The organism is Acetobacter okinawensis (assembly GCF_002153655.1).
Lineage (GTDB): Bacteria > Pseudomonadota > Alphaproteobacteria > Acetobacterales > Acetobacteraceae > Acetobacter > Acetobacter okinawensis_A.
Map to the genome: position 1 here is coordinate 47334 of NZ_JOPJ01000020.1, position 17118 is coordinate 64451.

Genomic DNA, 17118 nt, shown 5'->3' on the forward strand with positions numbered 1-17118 from the left:
TGTTGCGTGCTTTCTTTACTGCGTTTTCAGGCGTTTCCAGATTTTGCGTTTCCATGCAATGGCCAGCGCAAGCAGGACGATCAGGTAGGCCATAACGGCCTTGCCAATGCTGTGGCGTTCATTGCGGTGCGGATCGGACGCCCAGACCAGAAAGGTGGTAATATCGCGCGCCTGCTGTTCCACCGTGGCGGGGGTGCCATCGGGGTACTGGATCATGCCGTTCATCAGTGGTGGGGGCATGCCAATCATATGGCCTGCTGCCCAGTCGTTATAAAACTTGCCCGGCACTACGGGTGCGTCCGCCGGTGGGGGCATGCGGTAACCGGTCAGGAAGGCATAGAGCCAGTCCGGCCCGCCGGGGTGGGTCATGGCCAGACGGGACTGATCAGGGGGGGCAATGCCCCCCATCATGGCCGCCGCAGCCGCATCGTTGGGGAAGGGGGAGTTCAGGTGGTCATCAGGCAGGCCCGGGCGCATGGTGGGCTGGCCTGTGGCATCTGGTGCGCCGGGCTGTGGTTTGGTCTTTGCCGTTTCCGCAATCTGCTGCTGGGTCAGGCCAATGCCTGCCAGGTCGGCATAGGTCAGGTTGCGCATGCCGTGGCAGGTGGAGCAGACGTGCTGGAACACGATAAAACCGCGTTGCAGGCTGCTCTGGTCGTACTGACCCAAAGGCCCCTCAAAGCTCCATGCCTGATGAGGAGGCGCTTTGTCCGGTTCATTAGCCAGTGCAGCACCAGACAGGCCAAGGGCGATCAGCAGCCCTGCGACAGGGCGATAGATATGGGGGGGCATCAGCGCTTTCCTTCCGCCGCAAAAATGGAGGAGGGGAGCGGGCGTGTTTTTTCCCTGCGGGAGACAAGGGGGAGCAGCACAACAAAGTAGCTGAAGTAATAAATCCCGGCCAGCCGCGCCACAATCAGCCATCCACCCTGCGCATGGTGCTTACCTGCTGCGGCGAGCAGAATAAAGGCCGCCACCAGCCCGAACAGGCCAATACGGCATAGGGGGCGAAAACGCATGGAACGCACAGGTGAGCGGTCCAGCCACGGAAGCGCAAAAAGGATCAGCAGGGACGCGGCGGAAGCCAGCAGCCCCCCGAATTTGGAAGGTACAGACTGGAGTAGCCCATAAAAAGGTAGAAAATACCATTCTGGCTCAATATCGGCAGGCGTGTGCATGGGGTCTGCCGGGGTGTAGTTATCCGCCTCGATCAGCACATTGGGCCAGAAGAACATCAGGGCGGCAAACACCATGGCAAACAGGATCAGCCCCACCAGATCCTTGCTGATGTAGTAGGGGTAGAACGGTACGGTATCCTTGGGGGTACGTGGCTCAATGCCCAGCGGGTTGTTGGAGCCGTTGACGTGCACAAGGGTGACGTGCAGCCCCACCACCGCGACAATGGCAAATGCGAGCAGGAAGTGCAGCACAAAAAAGTGGTGCAAGAACACATCCCCCAGATGGTCCCCCCCGGCCATGATGTGCTCAAGGTCCGGACCAATGCCGGGTACGGCCCCCACGGCTTTTGTAATCACATCCGCCCCCCAGTAGGACATCTGTCCCCACGGCAGCATGTAACCGGCAAAGGCTGTCGCCATGACCAGCAGCAGCAGAACCAGCCCGCTCAGCCACAGCAGTTCACGCGGGGCTTTGTAGGAACCGTAATACAACCCGCGGAACAGATGGACGTAAAGAGCAGCCAAAAACAGGTTGGCCCCGGTCATGTGCATGGCCCGCAGCAGCCACCCACCGGCAAGCTGGCGGTCTATGGCTTCGACCGACAGAAAAGCCCCGGCATTGGTGGAGGTGTAATTCATGGCCAGAAAAATGCCTGTGGCCAGCATAAGCATCAGGACAACCGTAAGAATGGCGCCAAAGTTCCACAGCCCGTTCAGGTTACGGGGCAGGCGGAAGTCAATATATTCGGCCCGGAAGGCGGAAATAACAGGCAGGCGTGCCTCCACCCATCCGGCAAGGCCGGTCATGGCGGGGGTGTTGGGTCTGGTCACCGGGTCTGGCTGGGTCATGGCTGGTCCATGAGGGTAAGAGGAATGCCAGCAGGCACCACGCACATGACGGGATGAAAAAAACACGGAACGCGCAAGAAAAACCTGCCTTGAACTTACGGTTGCAAAAAGGGCCACCCTTACGCGCATCGGGTCAGGGGGCTGGCTTACGTCGGTCTCTCTTAACAGGCTCGCCATGCCAGACAAAGGGGCTTGCGGCTCAGGGTGCGTTTTTGGGTCGCATTTGTAATGATTTTCTTCTTATCTGTGTCAGTGCGCAACGTGGTATAAGCAGATGTGAAGCGTTTTGCCCTTGCAACCTGTGGGTGTTGGTCCCATCATACTATGCAGATGCAGCCGCGTGTGTGCGGGTGCGACGTTCTCAGGGCAGGGTGTAATTCCCTACCGGCGGTAAAGGGGGGCCTGTCCCTTCAAGCCCGCGAGCGCCTGCTTTGGCAGGGTCAGCAGATCCGGTGCAATTCCGGAGCCGACGGTCACAGTCCGGATGAAAGAGAACGGAAAAAGAGAGACTCGCTTTTTGTCCGCAAGCCCGGAATCCGGCTGCGAGCAGGAAGTGCGTATCCTTTTTTGACGCCCTGAGTCCGTCTGTAACGTGCAGGTATGGACTGAAGAGAGCAGGGTGAACAGTTTTTCACAATCTTTCTCCTACGCATTGCCAGAGCGTGTGGGCGCGGCGTTTGACCTTGCCGTGTCAGAGGCATGGCGTTTTGCAGGGCAGACAGCACCCAACCCCGCCGTAGGGTGTGTGCTGCTGGACGTGCAGGGCAACGTGCTGGTTATTGCCGCCCACCATAAGGCGGGTGAATTGCATGCCGAGCGTCTGGCCGTGGAGCAGGCGCGTGCCCTTGGCGTGGTGGAGCGTATTCACACCGCTGTGGTTACACTTGAGCCTTGCAACCATACGGGCCGCACCCCCCCGTGCACGCAGGCCCTGCTGTCCACCCCGGTGCAGACGGTGTGGATCGGCTGCGCAGACCCCAACCCCCATGTACCCGGTGGTGGAGCCGCATATTTGCAGGCCAAAGGGCTGACGGTACGCTGGCTGGAGCAGGCTCCCAACGGGGCGGCATACATGGCGCGTTGCCGGGCGCTGCTGGCTCCGTTTGCGTGGCGTATGGTGCATGGGCGGCCGTGGATTACGGTCAAACAGGCGGTTAACGCTCAGGGCAGCATGGTGCCGCCTGTGGGCCACAAAACCTTTACAACGCCTCAGTCGCTCCAGTTTGCCCATGCCCTGCGGCGCGTGACTGATGGCCTTGTCACCGGCACGGGTACAGTGCGGGCTGACCTGCCCTCCTTTACCGTGCGGCATGTGCCCGACCACCCTAACCGGCGGCGAGTGCTGGTGGTATGCGGGGCGTCGCGCAATGTACCTTCCAACTGGCTGGAGCAGGCGGAACAGCGGTTTGACGTATTGTTCTGCCCCGATTGTTCTGACCTACCAGCTCTGCTGGCCACAACTCCGGCCCTGTGGGTCATGGTGGAGGCAGGCCCCACCCTGCTGCGCGCCCTGTGCGCGCAGAACCTGTGGGATGACTGGCTGAGTATTGGGCAGGACGCGCAGGGACGCGACCATTTTTCTGTTTCAACCCGACACGACATTTCCCCCCTTTCGCTTTTTCCCGAATGGGCACGATGCACGCAGGAGCAGGCATGTTTTCCGGTATTATAGAATCTCTCGGTCAGGTCCTTGCGGTGGAGCAGGGGGCGCACTCCCTTATGCTGGAAGTACAGACCGGGCTTGCCGACGTGGCGGAGGGTGAGAGCATTGCCGTGAACGGCGTCTGCCTGACCGCAGTAGCCCCGGCGCAGAACGCCCCCGTACGCTTTTTTGTGAGTGGGGAAACACTGGACCGTACCATGCTGGGCACCCTCACAGCAGGGGCGCGTGTTAATCTGGAACGCGCGGTTACGCCTTCCACCCGTCTTTCCGGCCATATTGTGCAGGGGCATGTGGATGGGCTGGCCCGGTTTGTCGGCGCAACTCCTGTGGGGGATGCACGGCGTGTGGAGTTTGACGTGCCAGCCACCCTGCGGCGCTACATGGTGGAAAAAGGCTCCGTCGCACTCGACGGGATCAGCCTGACACTGAACGAGGTGGGAGCAGTGCATGGGGACGTGTTCCGTATTGCCCTCATGATTATTCCGCACACATGGGAACACACCACGCTGGGCACGCTCCGCGCGGGAGATGCCGTGAATGTGGAAGTGGACATCATTGCAAAATATGTGGAGGCACAATGTCAGACAAAATGACACAGGGGCAGACCGCACCGCTCCAGCCTTCCGAGCGCCTGCTGCGCGCACTGGCTGCCGTACGCGCCGGACGCATGGTGGTGATGGTGGATGATGAGGACCGCGAAAACGAGGGTGACCTCGTTATGGCTGCGGAGTTCATGACCCCGCAGGCCATGAACTTCATGATCACCCATGCCCGTGGTCTGGTCTGCCTACCCCTGACCGCCGAGCGCGTGGCGCAGCTTGAACTGCCCATGATGGTGCGCCAGAGCGATAACACCGCGCAGTATGGCACGGCCTTTACGGTCTCGATCGAGGCGCGTGAGGGGGTGAGTACGGGTATTTCCGCCGCAGATCGTGCCCGGACGGTGTGCGTTGCCGCAGCCGATGGTGCAGGGCCGGCCGACATTGCTTCTCCGGGGCATATCTTCCCCCTGCGGGCTGAACCCGGTGGTGTGCTGGCGCGTATTGGCCATACCGAAGGCTCCATTGACCTGCTGCGCCTTGCCGGGCTGAAGCCCGCAGCCGTGATCTGCGAAATTCTGAACGAGGACGGCACAATGGCGCGCCGCCCCCAGTTGGATGTGTTCGCCCGCCAGCATGACATGCCCATCATTTCCATTGCCGAACTGGTGGAATGGATCGGGGCGCATGGTCTGGCCCCACTGGAGCAGACCCAACCCGCCCAGCCTGCCACACAGGGGGAGGAAGGGTTGGCCGATCTGGCCGAGGCCGCCCTGCCCAGCGTGTATGGTGGGGATGATCTGGTGATCCACGCCTTCAAGGACGACAGCGGCGTGGAGCATGTCGCACTGGTTAAGGGCGATGTGCGCCCCGCAGGGCCGGTGCCGCTGGTACGCCTGCATTCCGAATGTGTGACGGGTGATGCGCTGGGTTCCTTGCGGTGTGACTGTGGTTCCCAGTTACAGGCCGCCTTGCGCGCCATCGGGCAGGCGGACTGTGGTGTGCTGGTTTACGTGCGTGGGCACGAAGGGCGCGGCATTGGCCTTGTCAACAAAATCCGCGCCTACGAACTGCAAGATGCCGGGCTGGACACAGTAGAGGCCAACCACAGGCTGGGTTTTGCAACCGATATGCGCGACTGGCGTGCGGCTGCGGGTGTTCTGCGCAGCCTTGGCGTGGGGCAGCTTGACCTGCTGACCAACAACCCCGACAAGGTGCGCGCGCTGGAGAGCCAGGGCTTTGTGGTACGGCGCAGGCTGGGGCTGGAAATTCCGGCCAACACCTTCAACCGCGCCTATCTGCACGCCAAGCGCCAGCGTATGGGTCACCACCTGAGCTGTGATTCGCCCCAGCCCGCCATGCACACGGTCCCGGCCTGATCTGTTTTACAAGACCACGCGTTTTAACAAGGATAACATGACTTATGGGTACACGTTCCCCCGTTACTCTGCCTGACCTCAAGGCACTTTCCCCGGCTCCGCGTCTGGCGCTGGTCGTCAGCCGGTTTAATGAGACAGTGACCGGCGGGCTGCGTGATGGCGCCATTGCATGGCTGGGTGAGCACGGTATTGCCGTAACACCGGGCGATGTGTTTGCAGCCCCCGGCGCGTTTGAAATGCCCCTGCTTGCACAGGCACTGGCCAAAAGCGGACGGTATGAAGGGGTGATCTGCCTGGGCTGTGTGGTCAAGGGCGATACCGCGCATTTTGAGTTCATCAGCCTTGGGGCGACCATGGGCATCATTCAGGCAAGCCTTGCTACGGAAGTGCCGGTCGCATTTGGTATTTTGACAACCTATACAGAAGAACAGGCCACTGTGCGTTCTTCGGATGATGTGCATAATAAAGGGCGTGAAGCCGCTGCGGCCTGTGTGGAATCCCTTGCGCTGCTCCGCCAGATCAGGGAGGGATAAAAACAGGCATCACAGGCCAGCATGGCGCAGCCTCGGGCAGAAAATGGGGAGACCGCATGAAGCGTATCACTCTTGTCGCCGGTGTTCTGGGGCTGGGCCTTACGGTATGGATGCTCTCGCGCTTTGGCGCGCAGGCTATTTTTGCACTGGTCATGACGGGCGGCTGGGGAATCCTTGCCGCCATTGTTTTTCATAGCGTTCAGGTCTCTCTTTCCGCGCAGGCGTGGCGTATTATCGCGCGGCGTGACCTTGCCCCCCATCTACCCTTGCGGGATTTTTTCATGCTCCGCTGTGTGCGTGAGGGGGTGAACAACCTGCTCCCCGTCGCGCAGGTGGGGGGCGAGGTTGTTGCCAGCCGCCTGCTGGGCCAGCGTGGTCTGGGTTTGCGCCGTGCTGCGGCCGCTACCATTTGTGACCTGACACTCGAACTGCTCAGTCAGGTGCTGTTCACGGTCTCGGGGCTGTTGTTGCTGCTGGCTCTTGTGCGGCGTTCGGCAGTGACCGACCGGCTGCTGGAGAGCGCTCTGGTGCTGGCGGTTGTGGGTGTGGCCGTGTTTGCCAGCCAGTGGCTTGGCGCTGTGGCTGTGGTGGAAAAACTGCTCGAGCGTATAGCCTCCCATCTGGGTTGGGGTGGGGTAGAGGGTATTCGGGGCATCCATCAGGAGGTGCTTGGCCTTTACAAGACCCGCCGCAATGCCGTGACCAGCCTGCTCCTCCAGTTTTCGGCTTGGGCGCTGGGGGCCGTGGAGGTCTGCCTGATCCTGCATTTTATGGGCCATGACTGCTCGTTGGCGACTGGCTTTGTGATTGAAGGTGTGGGGGAGGCTGCCAAATCCGCAGGGTTTGCCGTACCCGGCGCGCTTGGTGTGTCAGAGGGGGGGTATATGGTTGTGGGCGGGCTGTTTGGCATTGCCCCCCCTGTTGCCATTGCGCTCTCTCTGATCAAACGCCTGCGTGAAATTGCTTGGGGCGTGCCCTCGCTGCTGTTGTGGCAATGGCTGGAGCACGCATGGCCCGGCCATGGTAATGGCGCGGAAAAATCCCATTTTCCTCACTCCGGGCGATAAAAGATAGAGTGCTCTGCCACATCGTCACTTGCATCGTGCCAAGCTGTTGGGCAAACCAAGGCGGTTTTGTGCCTGACGCCATGGCTTTTCTAGGATCTTGTCGGTTATCATGCTTTTTGCACCCATAGGTCGTTTTATCACCCTTTGTGCGCGCCATGCTTGGCTGGTCGTGGCACTTTTTTGCGTGTTGTCCGGCGCGTGCGTTTATGCGGGCATGACCCAGCTTGGCGTCACCACGGATACGAGCAAAATGCTCTCCCCCCGTCTGGCATGGAAGCAGCGTTCCGACGAGATGGCCCGCCTGTTCCCCCAGAAGGAAAACCTGCTGGTTGCGGTGGTGGAAGCCGACCTGCCCGAAGAAGGGCAGGAGACCGCCCGCCAACTGGCAGAAAAGCTGGCAGCCGATCACCAGCACTTTGCTTTTGCCAACAGGCCGGATGCCAACCCCTACCTTGAGCGTAACGGGCTTATGTTCCTTGAGCCCAAACCGCTTGCTGGCATTCTTAACGACACAATTGCCGCCCAGCCGTTTTTGTCCGCTCTTGCGCAGGACCCTTCCGCCCGTGGGCTGTTTGGCGCGCTCTCGCTTATTGCGCAGGGGGTCAAGCAGGGAGAGGCCAATCTGGCAGGTTTTCAGGCGCCACTCACTGGCTTTGCCAACACGTTGGAAAAAGCAGCAGACGGGCAGGCAAGCCCCATGTCCTGGCAGCGCCTGCTGGGTGGGCAGTTGTCCGACCTTGCTGGGCGTTACCAGTTTGTCATTACCCAGCCCGTGCTTGATTATGGCTCCTTCCAGCCCGGTGGTGCGGCAACGGATGCCATGCTTGGGGTAATTAAAGACCTTGAGTTCGTGCGCAGTGGTCACGCCAAGGTCCATCTGACCGGGCAGGTGCAACTAGATGATGAAGAGTTTGCCACCGTGGCCGAGGGCATGGTGGCGGGGCTTGTGGGTTCCTTGCTGCTGGTCACGCTATGGCTGACGCTTGCGGTCCGCTCATGGCGCGTGGTGCTGCCCATTGTTGTCACGCTGGTTGTGGGGCTTTTGCTGACCACAGGCTTTGCCGCAGTGGCTGTGGGTACGCTCAACCTTATTTCTGTTGCCTTTGCGATCCTGTTTGTGGGGATTGCGGTGGACTTTGCCATCCAGTTTTCCGTGCGTTTTCGTGCACAAAGCCCCGAGGCTGCGGGCAGGGAAGGCATGTACGAAGCCCTGCGCATGACAGGGGAGGAAACGGGGCACCAGATTCTGGTTGCCGCTCTGGCGACTTCGGCCGGTTTTCTGGCGTTTACGCCTACCGCCTTTCTGGGTGTGGCGCAGTTGGGGCTTATTGCGGGCATTGGCATGCTGGTGGCGTTTGTGTGCACCACCACCTTGCTGCCTGCGCTGCTGTGCATCTGCCGCCCACCGTTGAACTGCCCCAGCATGGGCTATGCATGGATGAAGCCGGTGGATGCCCAGATCCGGCACCACCGCAAATGGCTTCTGGCCTTTTTTGGTGTGGTGGCGGTTATCGGGCTGGCGCTGGTGCCATCCTTGCAGTTTGACGGCGACCCGCTGCACACCAAAAACCCCAACTCCGAGGGCATGCGTGCCCTGAGCCTGCTGATTGATAACCCTCAGACATCTCCTTACAGTGCGGAACTGCTGGTGAAATCGCTTGCAGACGCCCAGAAGGAGGCCGACCGTCTGGACGAATTGCCCGATGTGCATGACGTCATGTGGCTTGGGTCATATGTGCCCACGCAGCAGCCAGAAAAACTCGCGCTTATTCAGGATGCAGCCTCCATGCTGCTCCCCACCCTGATTGTGCCCAACCCCAAACCGGCCCCGGATGCAGCAGCCCTGCGGACATCGGCCGCCAGCACAGCAGCAGCGCTGGCAGACGTGCTGGACAAGCTGCCTGCCAACGACCCGCTACGCCGCATTCAGGCAGCTCTCGCCCGTCTGTCCACAGCATCGGACGAGCGGGTGCTGGCTGCCAACACGGCTCTTGTGCGCTTTTTGCCGCCAGAACTGGCGCAACTGCGGACCATGCTACAGGCTGGTCCGGTGAGCATTCATGATGTGCCGCCGAGCATTGCAAACGACTATCTGCTACCCGATGGCCGCGCTCTGGTTGAAGTGCACCCCAAAGGGGTGATGAGCAGCTCTGGTGCTTTGCGCAAGTTTGTCGGGTCCTTGCAAAAGATCGAGCCGGACATGGCCGGCACGGCGGTGGATATTGTGGAGAGTGCCCGCTCCATTGTGCGCGCGTTTGAGCAGGCGGCGGGTGCGGCGGTGGTCATGATCGCCATTATCCTCATCATCGCGCTGCGCAGGGTCAAGGATATGGCGCTTGTGCTGGCGCCGCTGCTGCTTTCTGCACTGATGACGGTCATTCTGGTTGTGCTGCTGCCCGAAACCCTGAACTTTGCTAATATTATTGCGCTACCCCTGCTGCTGGGGGTTGGCGTGTCCTTTAACATCTATTTTGTTATGAACTGGCGTGATGGGGTTAAATCTCCGCTGGCGTCCCCCACGGCGCGGGCGGTGCTGTTTTCTGCCCTGACCACGGGTACGGCCTTTGGCTCTCTAGCGCTCTCTCACCACCCCGGTACGGCCAGCATGGGGCGTCTGCTGCTGCTCTCGCTGGCCTGCACACTGTTGGGCACACTGGTGTTCGTACCGGCTCTGCTGCCCAAACGGGCGGAGGATGATGTCTGACCCCTGATGCACTATCGGGCGTGATCGCGGCCCGACACTTTGGGTATAAAAAAACCTCCCCGGATTTTCGGGGAGGTTTTTTATTGTCCGCCATTTCTGCCACACAGGGGGTAACCCCCGTGCGGCAAAGCAGTGTCAGTTTTTGGACCAGTCAGGGTGGTGCGGCACTTCAATGTCGCGGCCCTTGAGCATCATATCCCAGTAAACGCGGGGGAATACGGTGGTTTTGAGGAACCACGCAAACCGGCTGGGCTTGCGCTGGTCGTAGGGGAAGCTGGGAGCGGGTTTGCCGCCATACAGGAACTCGGCCAGCACAATCTTGCCATAGGCAACGGTCAGCGGGCATGCGCCATATCCATCGTACTGTGCGCTGAGCGGGCGATTGTCGAGCGAGGCCAGAACATTGCGGACGACCACGGGGGTTTGTGCGCGGGCCGCCGCCATGGTTTTGGCGTTGGATGTGTTCATCACATCCCCAATGCCAAACACGGTCGGGTATTTGGCGTGCTGGAGTGTGGTGGCATTGACGTCCAGCCAGCCTGCGGCATCGGCCAGCGGGCTTTTTTTAACAAAATCGGGGGCGCTCTGTGGTGGGGTTACATGGAGCATGTCAAACTCCCTGACCACTTTTGTCACCTTGCCATCCGGCCCGGTTACAGCAAAGGTTGCTTTGCGCTCGGGGCCGTTAACGGCAATCAGATTGTGTTTGTACTGTAGGTTGATGCCGTAATAATCTACCGCCTGTTGCAGTGCGGGGCGGAAGTAGGCCACACCAAACAGGGCGTCCCCCGCAAGGCAGAAGTCCACGCTGGTGCGGTTGAGTGTACCCTGCTTGCGCCAGTGGTCGGCAGCCAGATAGGCAATTTTTTGCGGAGCACCTGCGCATTTGATCGGCATGGGTGGCTGGGTAAACAAGGCGGTGCCACCGGCAAGGGACTGGATGCAGGTCCAGGTATATTCTACCGTATCCTTGGAGTAGTTGGAGCAGACGCCGTTGCGGCCCAGTGTTTCGCTCAGCCCTTCGATCTTGTCCCAGTCCAGTTGCAGGCCGGGGCAGACAATAAGGCGGCCATAGGCCACGGTGCGCCCGTCTGCCAGAGCAAGGGTGTTGTTGTCGGGGTCAAAGGTGCTGACGGCGGCACGTAGCCACACGCAGCCTTTGGGAATAAGCCCGCCTTCCTGCTCCAGCGTGTCACGCAGCTTCATCACCCCAGCACCCACAAGGGTCCAGCCCGGCTGGTAGGCGTGGGTGGTGGCAGGGTCAATAATGGCAATATCCAGTGTGGGGCGTTCGCGCAGCAGGCGTGACGCCACGGCAATGCCAGCCGACCCGCCGCCAACAATAACAATGGTGTGGCTGATATCGGCCGCCGTGCTGGGTGTTGTCTGGGTCATGGATACGGGGTCCCTTTCTGGTCTGCCTTGAATTATGCGTGACACTATTCCAAACACTGACAATTAAATAAAGTATTTAATTGTCAGTGCGCCATGTTCTGGCGGCAGGTCAGTCTTTAAGCCAGACTTCAACCGGGCCGTTCAGCTTCATGGTCAGGGCGTTGCCACGACGGTCAACGGTTTTGCCAACAGCCACGCGGACCCAGCCTTCGCTGACGCAGTATTCCTCAACATTGGTTTTTTCCACGCCCTTAAAGCGCACGCCAACGCCACGTTCGAGCAGGGCTTCGTTGTAGAATTCGCTGTTCGGGTTGACGGAGAGACGGTCAGGCATTGCATCGGACATAACAGAAACTTCCTTGGTAAAATGGGTGTTCGAACCGTGTTTTAAAAGCTTTTGAGCAGAAAGGCCATGCAGGCTGAACCGCGTTATGGCGCGGTATTGGGCCGTGCCGGGCTTCTGCGTGCCAGCCTGCGCTGGAGCCATACCCTGCTTTTGTGCCCAAAAGCTGCCAGCCTGTGCATGAGCAGATAGACAACAGGTGTGGAATACAGGGTGAGCAACTGGCTGGTTGCCAGCCCGCCCAGAATGGCAATGCCCAGTGGCAGGCGCAGTTCTGCCCCGTAGCCGTGGCCCACAATCATGGGTATGGCGGCAAAGGCCGCAGCCATGGTGGTCATGAGAATGGGGCGGAAGCGGGTCAGGCACGCCGCTTTTATGGCGTCATGCGGGCTCAGGCTCTGGCTGCGTTCGGCATTGAGTGCAAAGTCGATCATCAGGATGGCGTTTTTCTTTACAATCCCGACCAGCATGATCACCGCAATCATGCTGATAAGCGAGAACGGCTGGCCAGACAGCCACAAGGTCAGCACCGCGCCAAAAGCGGCGGAGGGCAGGGTGGAGAGAATGGTCAGCGGCTGGATGTAGCTTTCGTATAAAATGCCGAGCGTGATGTACATGGTGGCAATGGCGGCCACAAACACCAGTGCCTCGTTCACCAGATTTTTGTGCAGGTCGCCTGCCTCGCCCGAAAAATCACCTTTCAGGCTTTCGGGCGCATGCAGGTCACGCATGGTTTTGCGGATTTCGGCTTCCGCATCACTTATGGAGTGGCCGGGGCTCAGGTCAAAGGAGAGTGCGCCGGAGACAAAACCGTTCTCGTGGCTGACCTGGAGCGGGGTTGGCGCGCTGACAATGCGCGAGAGCGTGGGCAGGGGCACCATGGTTTCCGCCGTGGCGGAAACGGCGGAGCCGTTGGATGCGCCCGCTCCCCCGCCTGCCAGCCGGTTGGCAATGGCGTTGCGGAAGGATTGCTTGGACAGGTTGTCGCTGCGCGCATCTGTGGAATCGGTAGTGTTGCGTACCCGTATGGTGTTGGAGGCCACAGCCCCCGATGCCGTGCCGCCAGCGGTGGACACCCAGAGGCTCTTGAGCATTTCCGGGTTATCGCGGAACTGTTTTTGCACTTCCATGATCACGTAATAGGTGGTGAGCGGGGTGGAAATGCTCGATGCCGTGCGCTGGCCGTACGCATCGTACAGGGCATTGCCAATCAACTGCGGGGTGATCTGGTAGCGCGCTGCGTTGTCACGGTTGATGTGTACGTGCAGCGCCATGCCATGCCCCACCGTGTGACTGCTGACCCCGCTCAGGATACGGCTGTTGCGCAGGGCCTCGGTCATGCGGGGGACCCACTGGTCAATATCGGCTTCGTTTTCGCTCCGAAAAACAAAGCTGTACGCACCTTCATGTACACGCTGGCCACCGCCGTTAATATCGCCCGCGTTGGAAATGCTGGTGCTCAGCCCCGGTATGTCGCTTACAGCCTGCTGGATATGGGCGGCAATGGCCTCCGGTGTCTGGCTGCGCTGCCCTTTGGGTTTGAGCTGGGCATACACTTCCGCCTCGTTTGCCGCGTCCTCCCCGGTAAAGCCAATAACCCCCTCCACCCCCGGTGCCGCCTGCATGGCGTCAAGCACCATACGTGTTTTGGCCGACATGGCGGAAAAGGAGGATGTCTGGTCCACGCTCAGGTAGCCTTGCAAAAGGGCTATGTCTTCTGCGGGCAAAATGGTTTTGGGAATAATGATAACCAGCCCGACGGTGGCGACAAGAGTGAGCGGGAGGGAGAGCAGGGTCAGCCACGGGTGGCGCAGTGCGCCATCGAGCGTGGTGCGGTAGAGGCGCATCATCCCGGCCAGTGCATAATCCGTACCATCGGCCAGCAGATGGGCCGCACGGACCAGCGGGTTGGCCGTTTTGGCGGTGGCTGGCTGGTCCGGGCCATGCACTTCCAGAAAATGCGCACACATCATCGGAGTGAGCGATATGGCCAGAAAAAACGATACCGAGACCGCTATGGTCAGGGTCATGGCAAATTCAAAAAAGACCTTGCCCGCAACGCCCCCCATCAGCAGCAGCGGCAGAAAGACCGCAATCAGCGAAATGGTGATGGACAGGATGGTAAAGCCGATCTCCTGCGCGCCCTGCAAGGTGGCCTGCATGCGGCTCATGCCCTCTTCCATATGGCGGGCGATGTTTTCCACCACCACAATGGCGTCATCCACCACAAAGCCGGTGGCAATGGTCAGGGCCATGAGGGAGAGCGTGTCGAGCGAAAAGCCCAGCAGATGCATGAAGGCCAGAGACCCTGCGAGCGAGACAGGCACCGTAATGGCGGGAATAAAGGTGGAGCGCCAGCTCCGCAAAAATGCCAGAACCACCAGCACAACCAGCGCCACCGCACCCAGCAGGGTCTCCTGCGTGTCTTCCAGCGCTCCACGGATGGAGACCGAGCGGTCCGATACCAGCGTAAACGCCACATCCGCAGGCAGGGCATTGCGCAGGAGTGTGGCGCGCGCGCGTATGGCGTCTGTGACCTCAATCACGTTGCTGCCCGGCTGGGCGCGGATAATGGCCAGCACGGCGGGCTGTTTGTTGAACCACCCTGCCGTGCGCTCATTCTGCGGGCCGGAGCGGACAGTGGCCACACTGCTCAGCCGCACGGGCCGGTTGTTGCGGTACCCAATGACCAGATCACGGTACTGCTCGGGGCTGTGCGCCTGATCGTTGGTTTCAAGCGTCAGCCGTTGGCCCCCGGTTTCTATAAACCCTTTGGGAGTGTTGGCGTTGGCCGAGGCAAGGGCCGAGCGCACGTCTTCAAATCCGATGCCGTACTGGTAGAGTAGCTGGGGGTTGACCTCCACCCGGATGGCGGGTTTGTCCGAGCCCACAACATCCACCCAGCCAACCCCCTTGACCCCTGCCAGCATGGGTTTGAGGCGTGTCTCCCCAAGGTCGCGCAGGGCGGTTACGTTGCGGGTGGGGGAGCTGAGGGCGGCAACCATGATCGGGCTGTCCGACGGGTTGGCCTTGTAATATTGTGGCTGGTCCAGAAGTGTGTGGGGCATGTCCGCACGGGCGGCCCGCAGGGCGGCCTCCACATCACGTGCGGCACCGTTGATGTCCCGGTTGTCATCAAAAAACAGCAGGATGAACGCGCTGGAGTCCGTGGTGTCCGAGCGCATGCTGCTCACACCCGCAATCTGGCCAAGTCTGCGCTCCAGTGGTGTGGTGACGGCGCTGGCCAACTGCTGGGGCGAACTGCCGGGCTGGGAGGCAATAACATAAATGACCGGGACGGAAATATTGGGCAGGTCTGCCACCGGCATGGCGCGGTAGGCAAAAAGACCCGCCACCATAAACGCAACCGCCATAAGGGTTGTGCCAACGGGGCGCATGATAAACAGCCGACTAAAAGACACCGGCATGGCTCCTCTGGCTGTGCTGGAGGGGGGAGATTGGGGGCGTGGTCCTGCTGGTTCTAGGGAGTGGTCTGGGGCAGGTTGACCTCTATGCGCCCTTTGCCGTCCCGCTCGGTTGCCAGTGTGCCTGTGGCTTTGTGCACGCTAATGCCACCATCACCCTGCACATGCAGGGCGGCAACACCTGTTGTGCCGCCAAAGCTGGCGTGGCCTTTGCCTGTGTTGTTGATGTCCAGCGCCTTGAGCGTGCCTGACGGCGCATTCAGGCTTGCCGTGCCTGCAAGGTAGACGGCAAGGGCCGGGGCATCAATCTGGTCAATGGTTATGGGGGCCGATGTAGTGGAGCGCAGGCGGGCTGCGCCTGCAAGCCTGCCAATGTGGATAGGCCCGGAGGAGTCCGTGGCAAGGTCAATTGCTCCGGTGCTTCCGGCATCCAGCCCGCCCGAACCTGCCTGAATGGACATGGGGCCACTGCGGTCATCAATGACAATGTGGGTCGCCTGAGGGCTGTCTATGGCAAGCGGCATAGAGGAGGGGGTGTGTAGCTCAAGGCTTTGCCCGCGCGGGCACCCTGCCTGTGACAGGGTTATGGTGCCGTCAGCCGCAGTTGTGCTTTGCAGCCCCGCTGGCCATGGTCCGGGAACCTCCACCGCGCCGGAGAGCGCGCTGTCGGTCACAACATGCAAGGCGCTCAGGCAGGGTGCACTCACCTGCACCCGCTGGCCGGGTATGCTGCGGGCATGGGCGGCGGTGGTCAGGCACAGGCCCAGAGCACACAGCGTAGATGCAAAACGGAACGGGGCAAAGGAATGCTGCATGCCTATGTTTGTGCCAGCCTGTGGGCCGGGCGTCCATACTTGCGTGTTTTAATACCGCTGCCCGCTCCCGCCCGTGCCCCCCATAAGGGCGTCACGCAGCCTGTTCAGCGCCTCGGTCAGGGAGTCATGGGCACGTTTGCCCTTGCTGCCCACAATGGTCACGGTGGTTGTCATCCCTGCGGCAAACTGGGTGCCGGGGGGGATGCTGTCAATCTGTACCCGCACGGGAATACGCTGTGCCAGACGCACCCATGTATAGACCGGGTCCACCGATGGCAGCCCCTGAGTGGAAGGGGTTGCGTTTGGGGTGGCAATCCCGCGTGTAATGCTGGTGACATGCCCCCACATGGGCTGGCGGTACCCCATCAGGTCCATGCGGGCGCGATCGCCAATGTGGATGGAGCGGATTTTAGTTTCCTCAAAATATCCATCCACCCAGTAGGATGAGGCATCAATGACCTGAATATTGGCTTTGGCGGTGGTGGCGTAATCCCCCACACGCATGATCAGGTTGGTCACGTAGCCGGTTACAGTGCTGCGGACATGGGTTCGGTCAAGGTTGATATTGGCTTGCGAGAGAGCGGCCATGGCGGCGGCATACTGTGCCTTGGCCACTTCCGCCGTGGCTTGGTAGACCTGTTTTTCCTCGCGGGATGCGGCGGCGTCGGTCAGGTTGTTACGCCGGTATTCCTGTGTGGCCTTGAGCACCATTTCCGCCTGCCGTTCGTTCACCACGGCTGTGGCGGAGGCGACGTTCACCTTGAAGTCGAACGGGTCTATATCGTACAAAATATCGCCAGCATGGACAAACTGGTTGTCGCGGACCTTGATGTCGATAATCTGGCCGGACACGCGCGGCGCAATATCGGCCACCTGTACGCGTACCTGCCCGTTACGGGTCCAGGGGGCGGCGGTGTAATAATCCCACAGCACAAAGCAGACCACGGCCGCAATGGCCAGAATAATGCCGGTGGTGATGAATTGCAGAAGGCGGCGCGCACGTTCAAACACGGCGGAAAAGCCCTTTCACAGCAGGATGGTGTAAAGGCCGATAAGGCCAATAAGAATGCCAAATTCGGCCAGCGGCAGGTTCCAGACCACACGGCGTGCGCGAACCTTGGCCAAAAGCGGGTTGAGTGCCAGCAAGGTGGCAATGGCCAGCCCCGCATGCACCACAAAGGAGGACACCAGCAGACCGCCAATATCAAGAACAGGCTGGAGTTCCATG

At 60.5% G+C, this 17118-nt stretch carries 14 protein-coding genes and 1 riboswitch; of the genes, 6 read left to right on the forward strand and 8 right to left on the reverse strand.

Annotated elements, in window-relative coordinates; translation table 11 throughout:
• Positions 1–15 precede the first annotated feature (15 nt).
• Together HK26_RS09595 and HK26_RS09600 are read right to left on the reverse strand one after the other, a co-directional pair.
• The gene (locus HK26_RS09595; protein ID WP_086639580.1) at positions 16–792 is read right to left on the reverse strand and encodes a cytochrome c1; all 777 of its coding nucleotides are present in this window, start codon (positions 790–792) and stop codon (positions 16–18) included.
• Positions 792–1985: a cytochrome b gene (locus HK26_RS09600; protein WP_374188239.1), complete on the reverse strand. Its 1194-nt coding sequence runs from the start codon at positions 1983–1985 to the stop codon at positions 792–794. The genes HK26_RS09595 and HK26_RS09600 overlap by 1 nt, the downstream gene beginning before the upstream one ends.
• Positions 1986–2380: 395 nt before the next feature.
• Positions 2381–2527, forward strand: a riboswitch (FMN riboswitch).
• 119 nt (positions 2528–2646) lie between these two features.
• Between HK26_RS09600 and ribD the strand changes: the two genes are divergently transcribed.
• From ribD to HK26_RS09630, 6 genes are all read left to right on the forward strand, one after another.
• On the forward strand, positions 2647–3699 hold the full coding sequence (ribD, locus tag HK26_RS09605) for a bifunctional diaminohydroxyphosphoribosylaminopyrimidine deaminase/5-amino-6-(5-phosphoribosylamino)uracil reductase RibD (protein WP_086639582.1): 1053 nt from the start codon (positions 2647–2649) through the stop codon (positions 3697–3699).
• On the forward strand, positions 3681–4283 hold the full coding sequence (locus HK26_RS09610) for a riboflavin synthase (protein WP_086639583.1): 603 nt from the start codon (positions 3681–3683) through the stop codon (positions 4281–4283). The genes ribD and HK26_RS09610 overlap by 19 nt, the downstream gene beginning before the upstream one ends.
• Positions 4268–5608 carry a 3,4-dihydroxy-2-butanone-4-phosphate synthase gene (ribB, locus tag HK26_RS09615; RefSeq protein ID WP_257640954.1) on the forward strand — a complete coding sequence of 447 codons (1341 nt, stop codon included), beginning with the start codon at positions 4268–4270 and terminating at the stop codon, positions 5606–5608. Before HK26_RS09610 ends, ribB begins: the two co-directional genes overlap by 16 nt.
• A gap of 44 nt (positions 5609–5652) precedes the next feature.
• A complete protein-coding gene (ribH, locus tag HK26_RS09620) occupies positions 5653–6141 on the forward strand; it encodes a 6,7-dimethyl-8-ribityllumazine synthase (protein WP_025826559.1) in 489 nt (162 codons plus the stop codon).
• A 56-nt stretch (positions 6142–6197) separates the two neighbouring features.
• The gene (locus tag HK26_RS09625) at positions 6198–7208 is read left to right on the forward strand and encodes a lysylphosphatidylglycerol synthase domain-containing protein (protein ID WP_025826561.1); all 1011 of its coding nucleotides are present in this window, start codon (positions 6198–6200) and stop codon (positions 7206–7208) included.
• 109 nt (positions 7209–7317) lie between these two features.
• Entirely contained in the window at positions 7318–9912 is a 2595-nt protein-coding gene (locus HK26_RS09630) for an MMPL family transporter (RefSeq protein WP_086639585.1), read from the forward strand.
• Positions 9913–10047: 135 nt separating this feature from the next.
• On the opposite strand, the gene HK26_RS09635 is transcribed toward HK26_RS09630, so the two are convergent.
• From HK26_RS09635 to HK26_RS09660, 6 genes are all read right to left on the reverse strand, one after another.
• Positions 10048–11307 carry an NAD(P)/FAD-dependent oxidoreductase gene (locus tag HK26_RS09635; protein ID WP_086639586.1) on the reverse strand — a complete coding sequence of 420 codons (1260 nt, stop codon included), beginning with the start codon at positions 11305–11307 and terminating at the stop codon, positions 10048–10050.
• A gap of 109 nt (positions 11308–11416) precedes the next feature.
• Positions 11417–11653, reverse strand: a complete 237-nt coding sequence (locus tag HK26_RS09640; protein ID WP_025826566.1) for a DUF3297 family protein — start codon at positions 11651–11653, stop codon at positions 11417–11419.
• Positions 11654–11736: 83 nt separating this feature from the next.
• Complete coding sequence (locus HK26_RS09645) at positions 11737–15072, reverse strand: efflux RND transporter permease subunit (protein WP_374188240.1); 3336 nt, start codon at positions 15070–15072, stop codon at positions 11737–11739.
• A 59-nt stretch (positions 15073–15131) separates the two neighbouring features.
• Complete coding sequence (locus HK26_RS09650) at positions 15132–15890, reverse strand: DUF2807 domain-containing protein (RefSeq protein ID WP_086639588.1); 759 nt, start codon at positions 15888–15890, stop codon at positions 15132–15134.
• Between the two features lie 48 nt (positions 15891–15938).
• Complete coding sequence (locus HK26_RS09655; protein ID WP_086639589.1) at positions 15939–16901, reverse strand: HlyD family secretion protein; 963 nt, start codon at positions 16899–16901, stop codon at positions 15939–15941.
• Positions 16902–16916: 15 nt separating this feature from the next.
• Entirely contained in the window at positions 16917–17117 is a 201-nt protein-coding gene (locus HK26_RS09660) for a DUF1656 domain-containing protein (RefSeq protein ID WP_025826570.1), read from the reverse strand.
• Position 17118 lies beyond the last annotated feature (1 nt).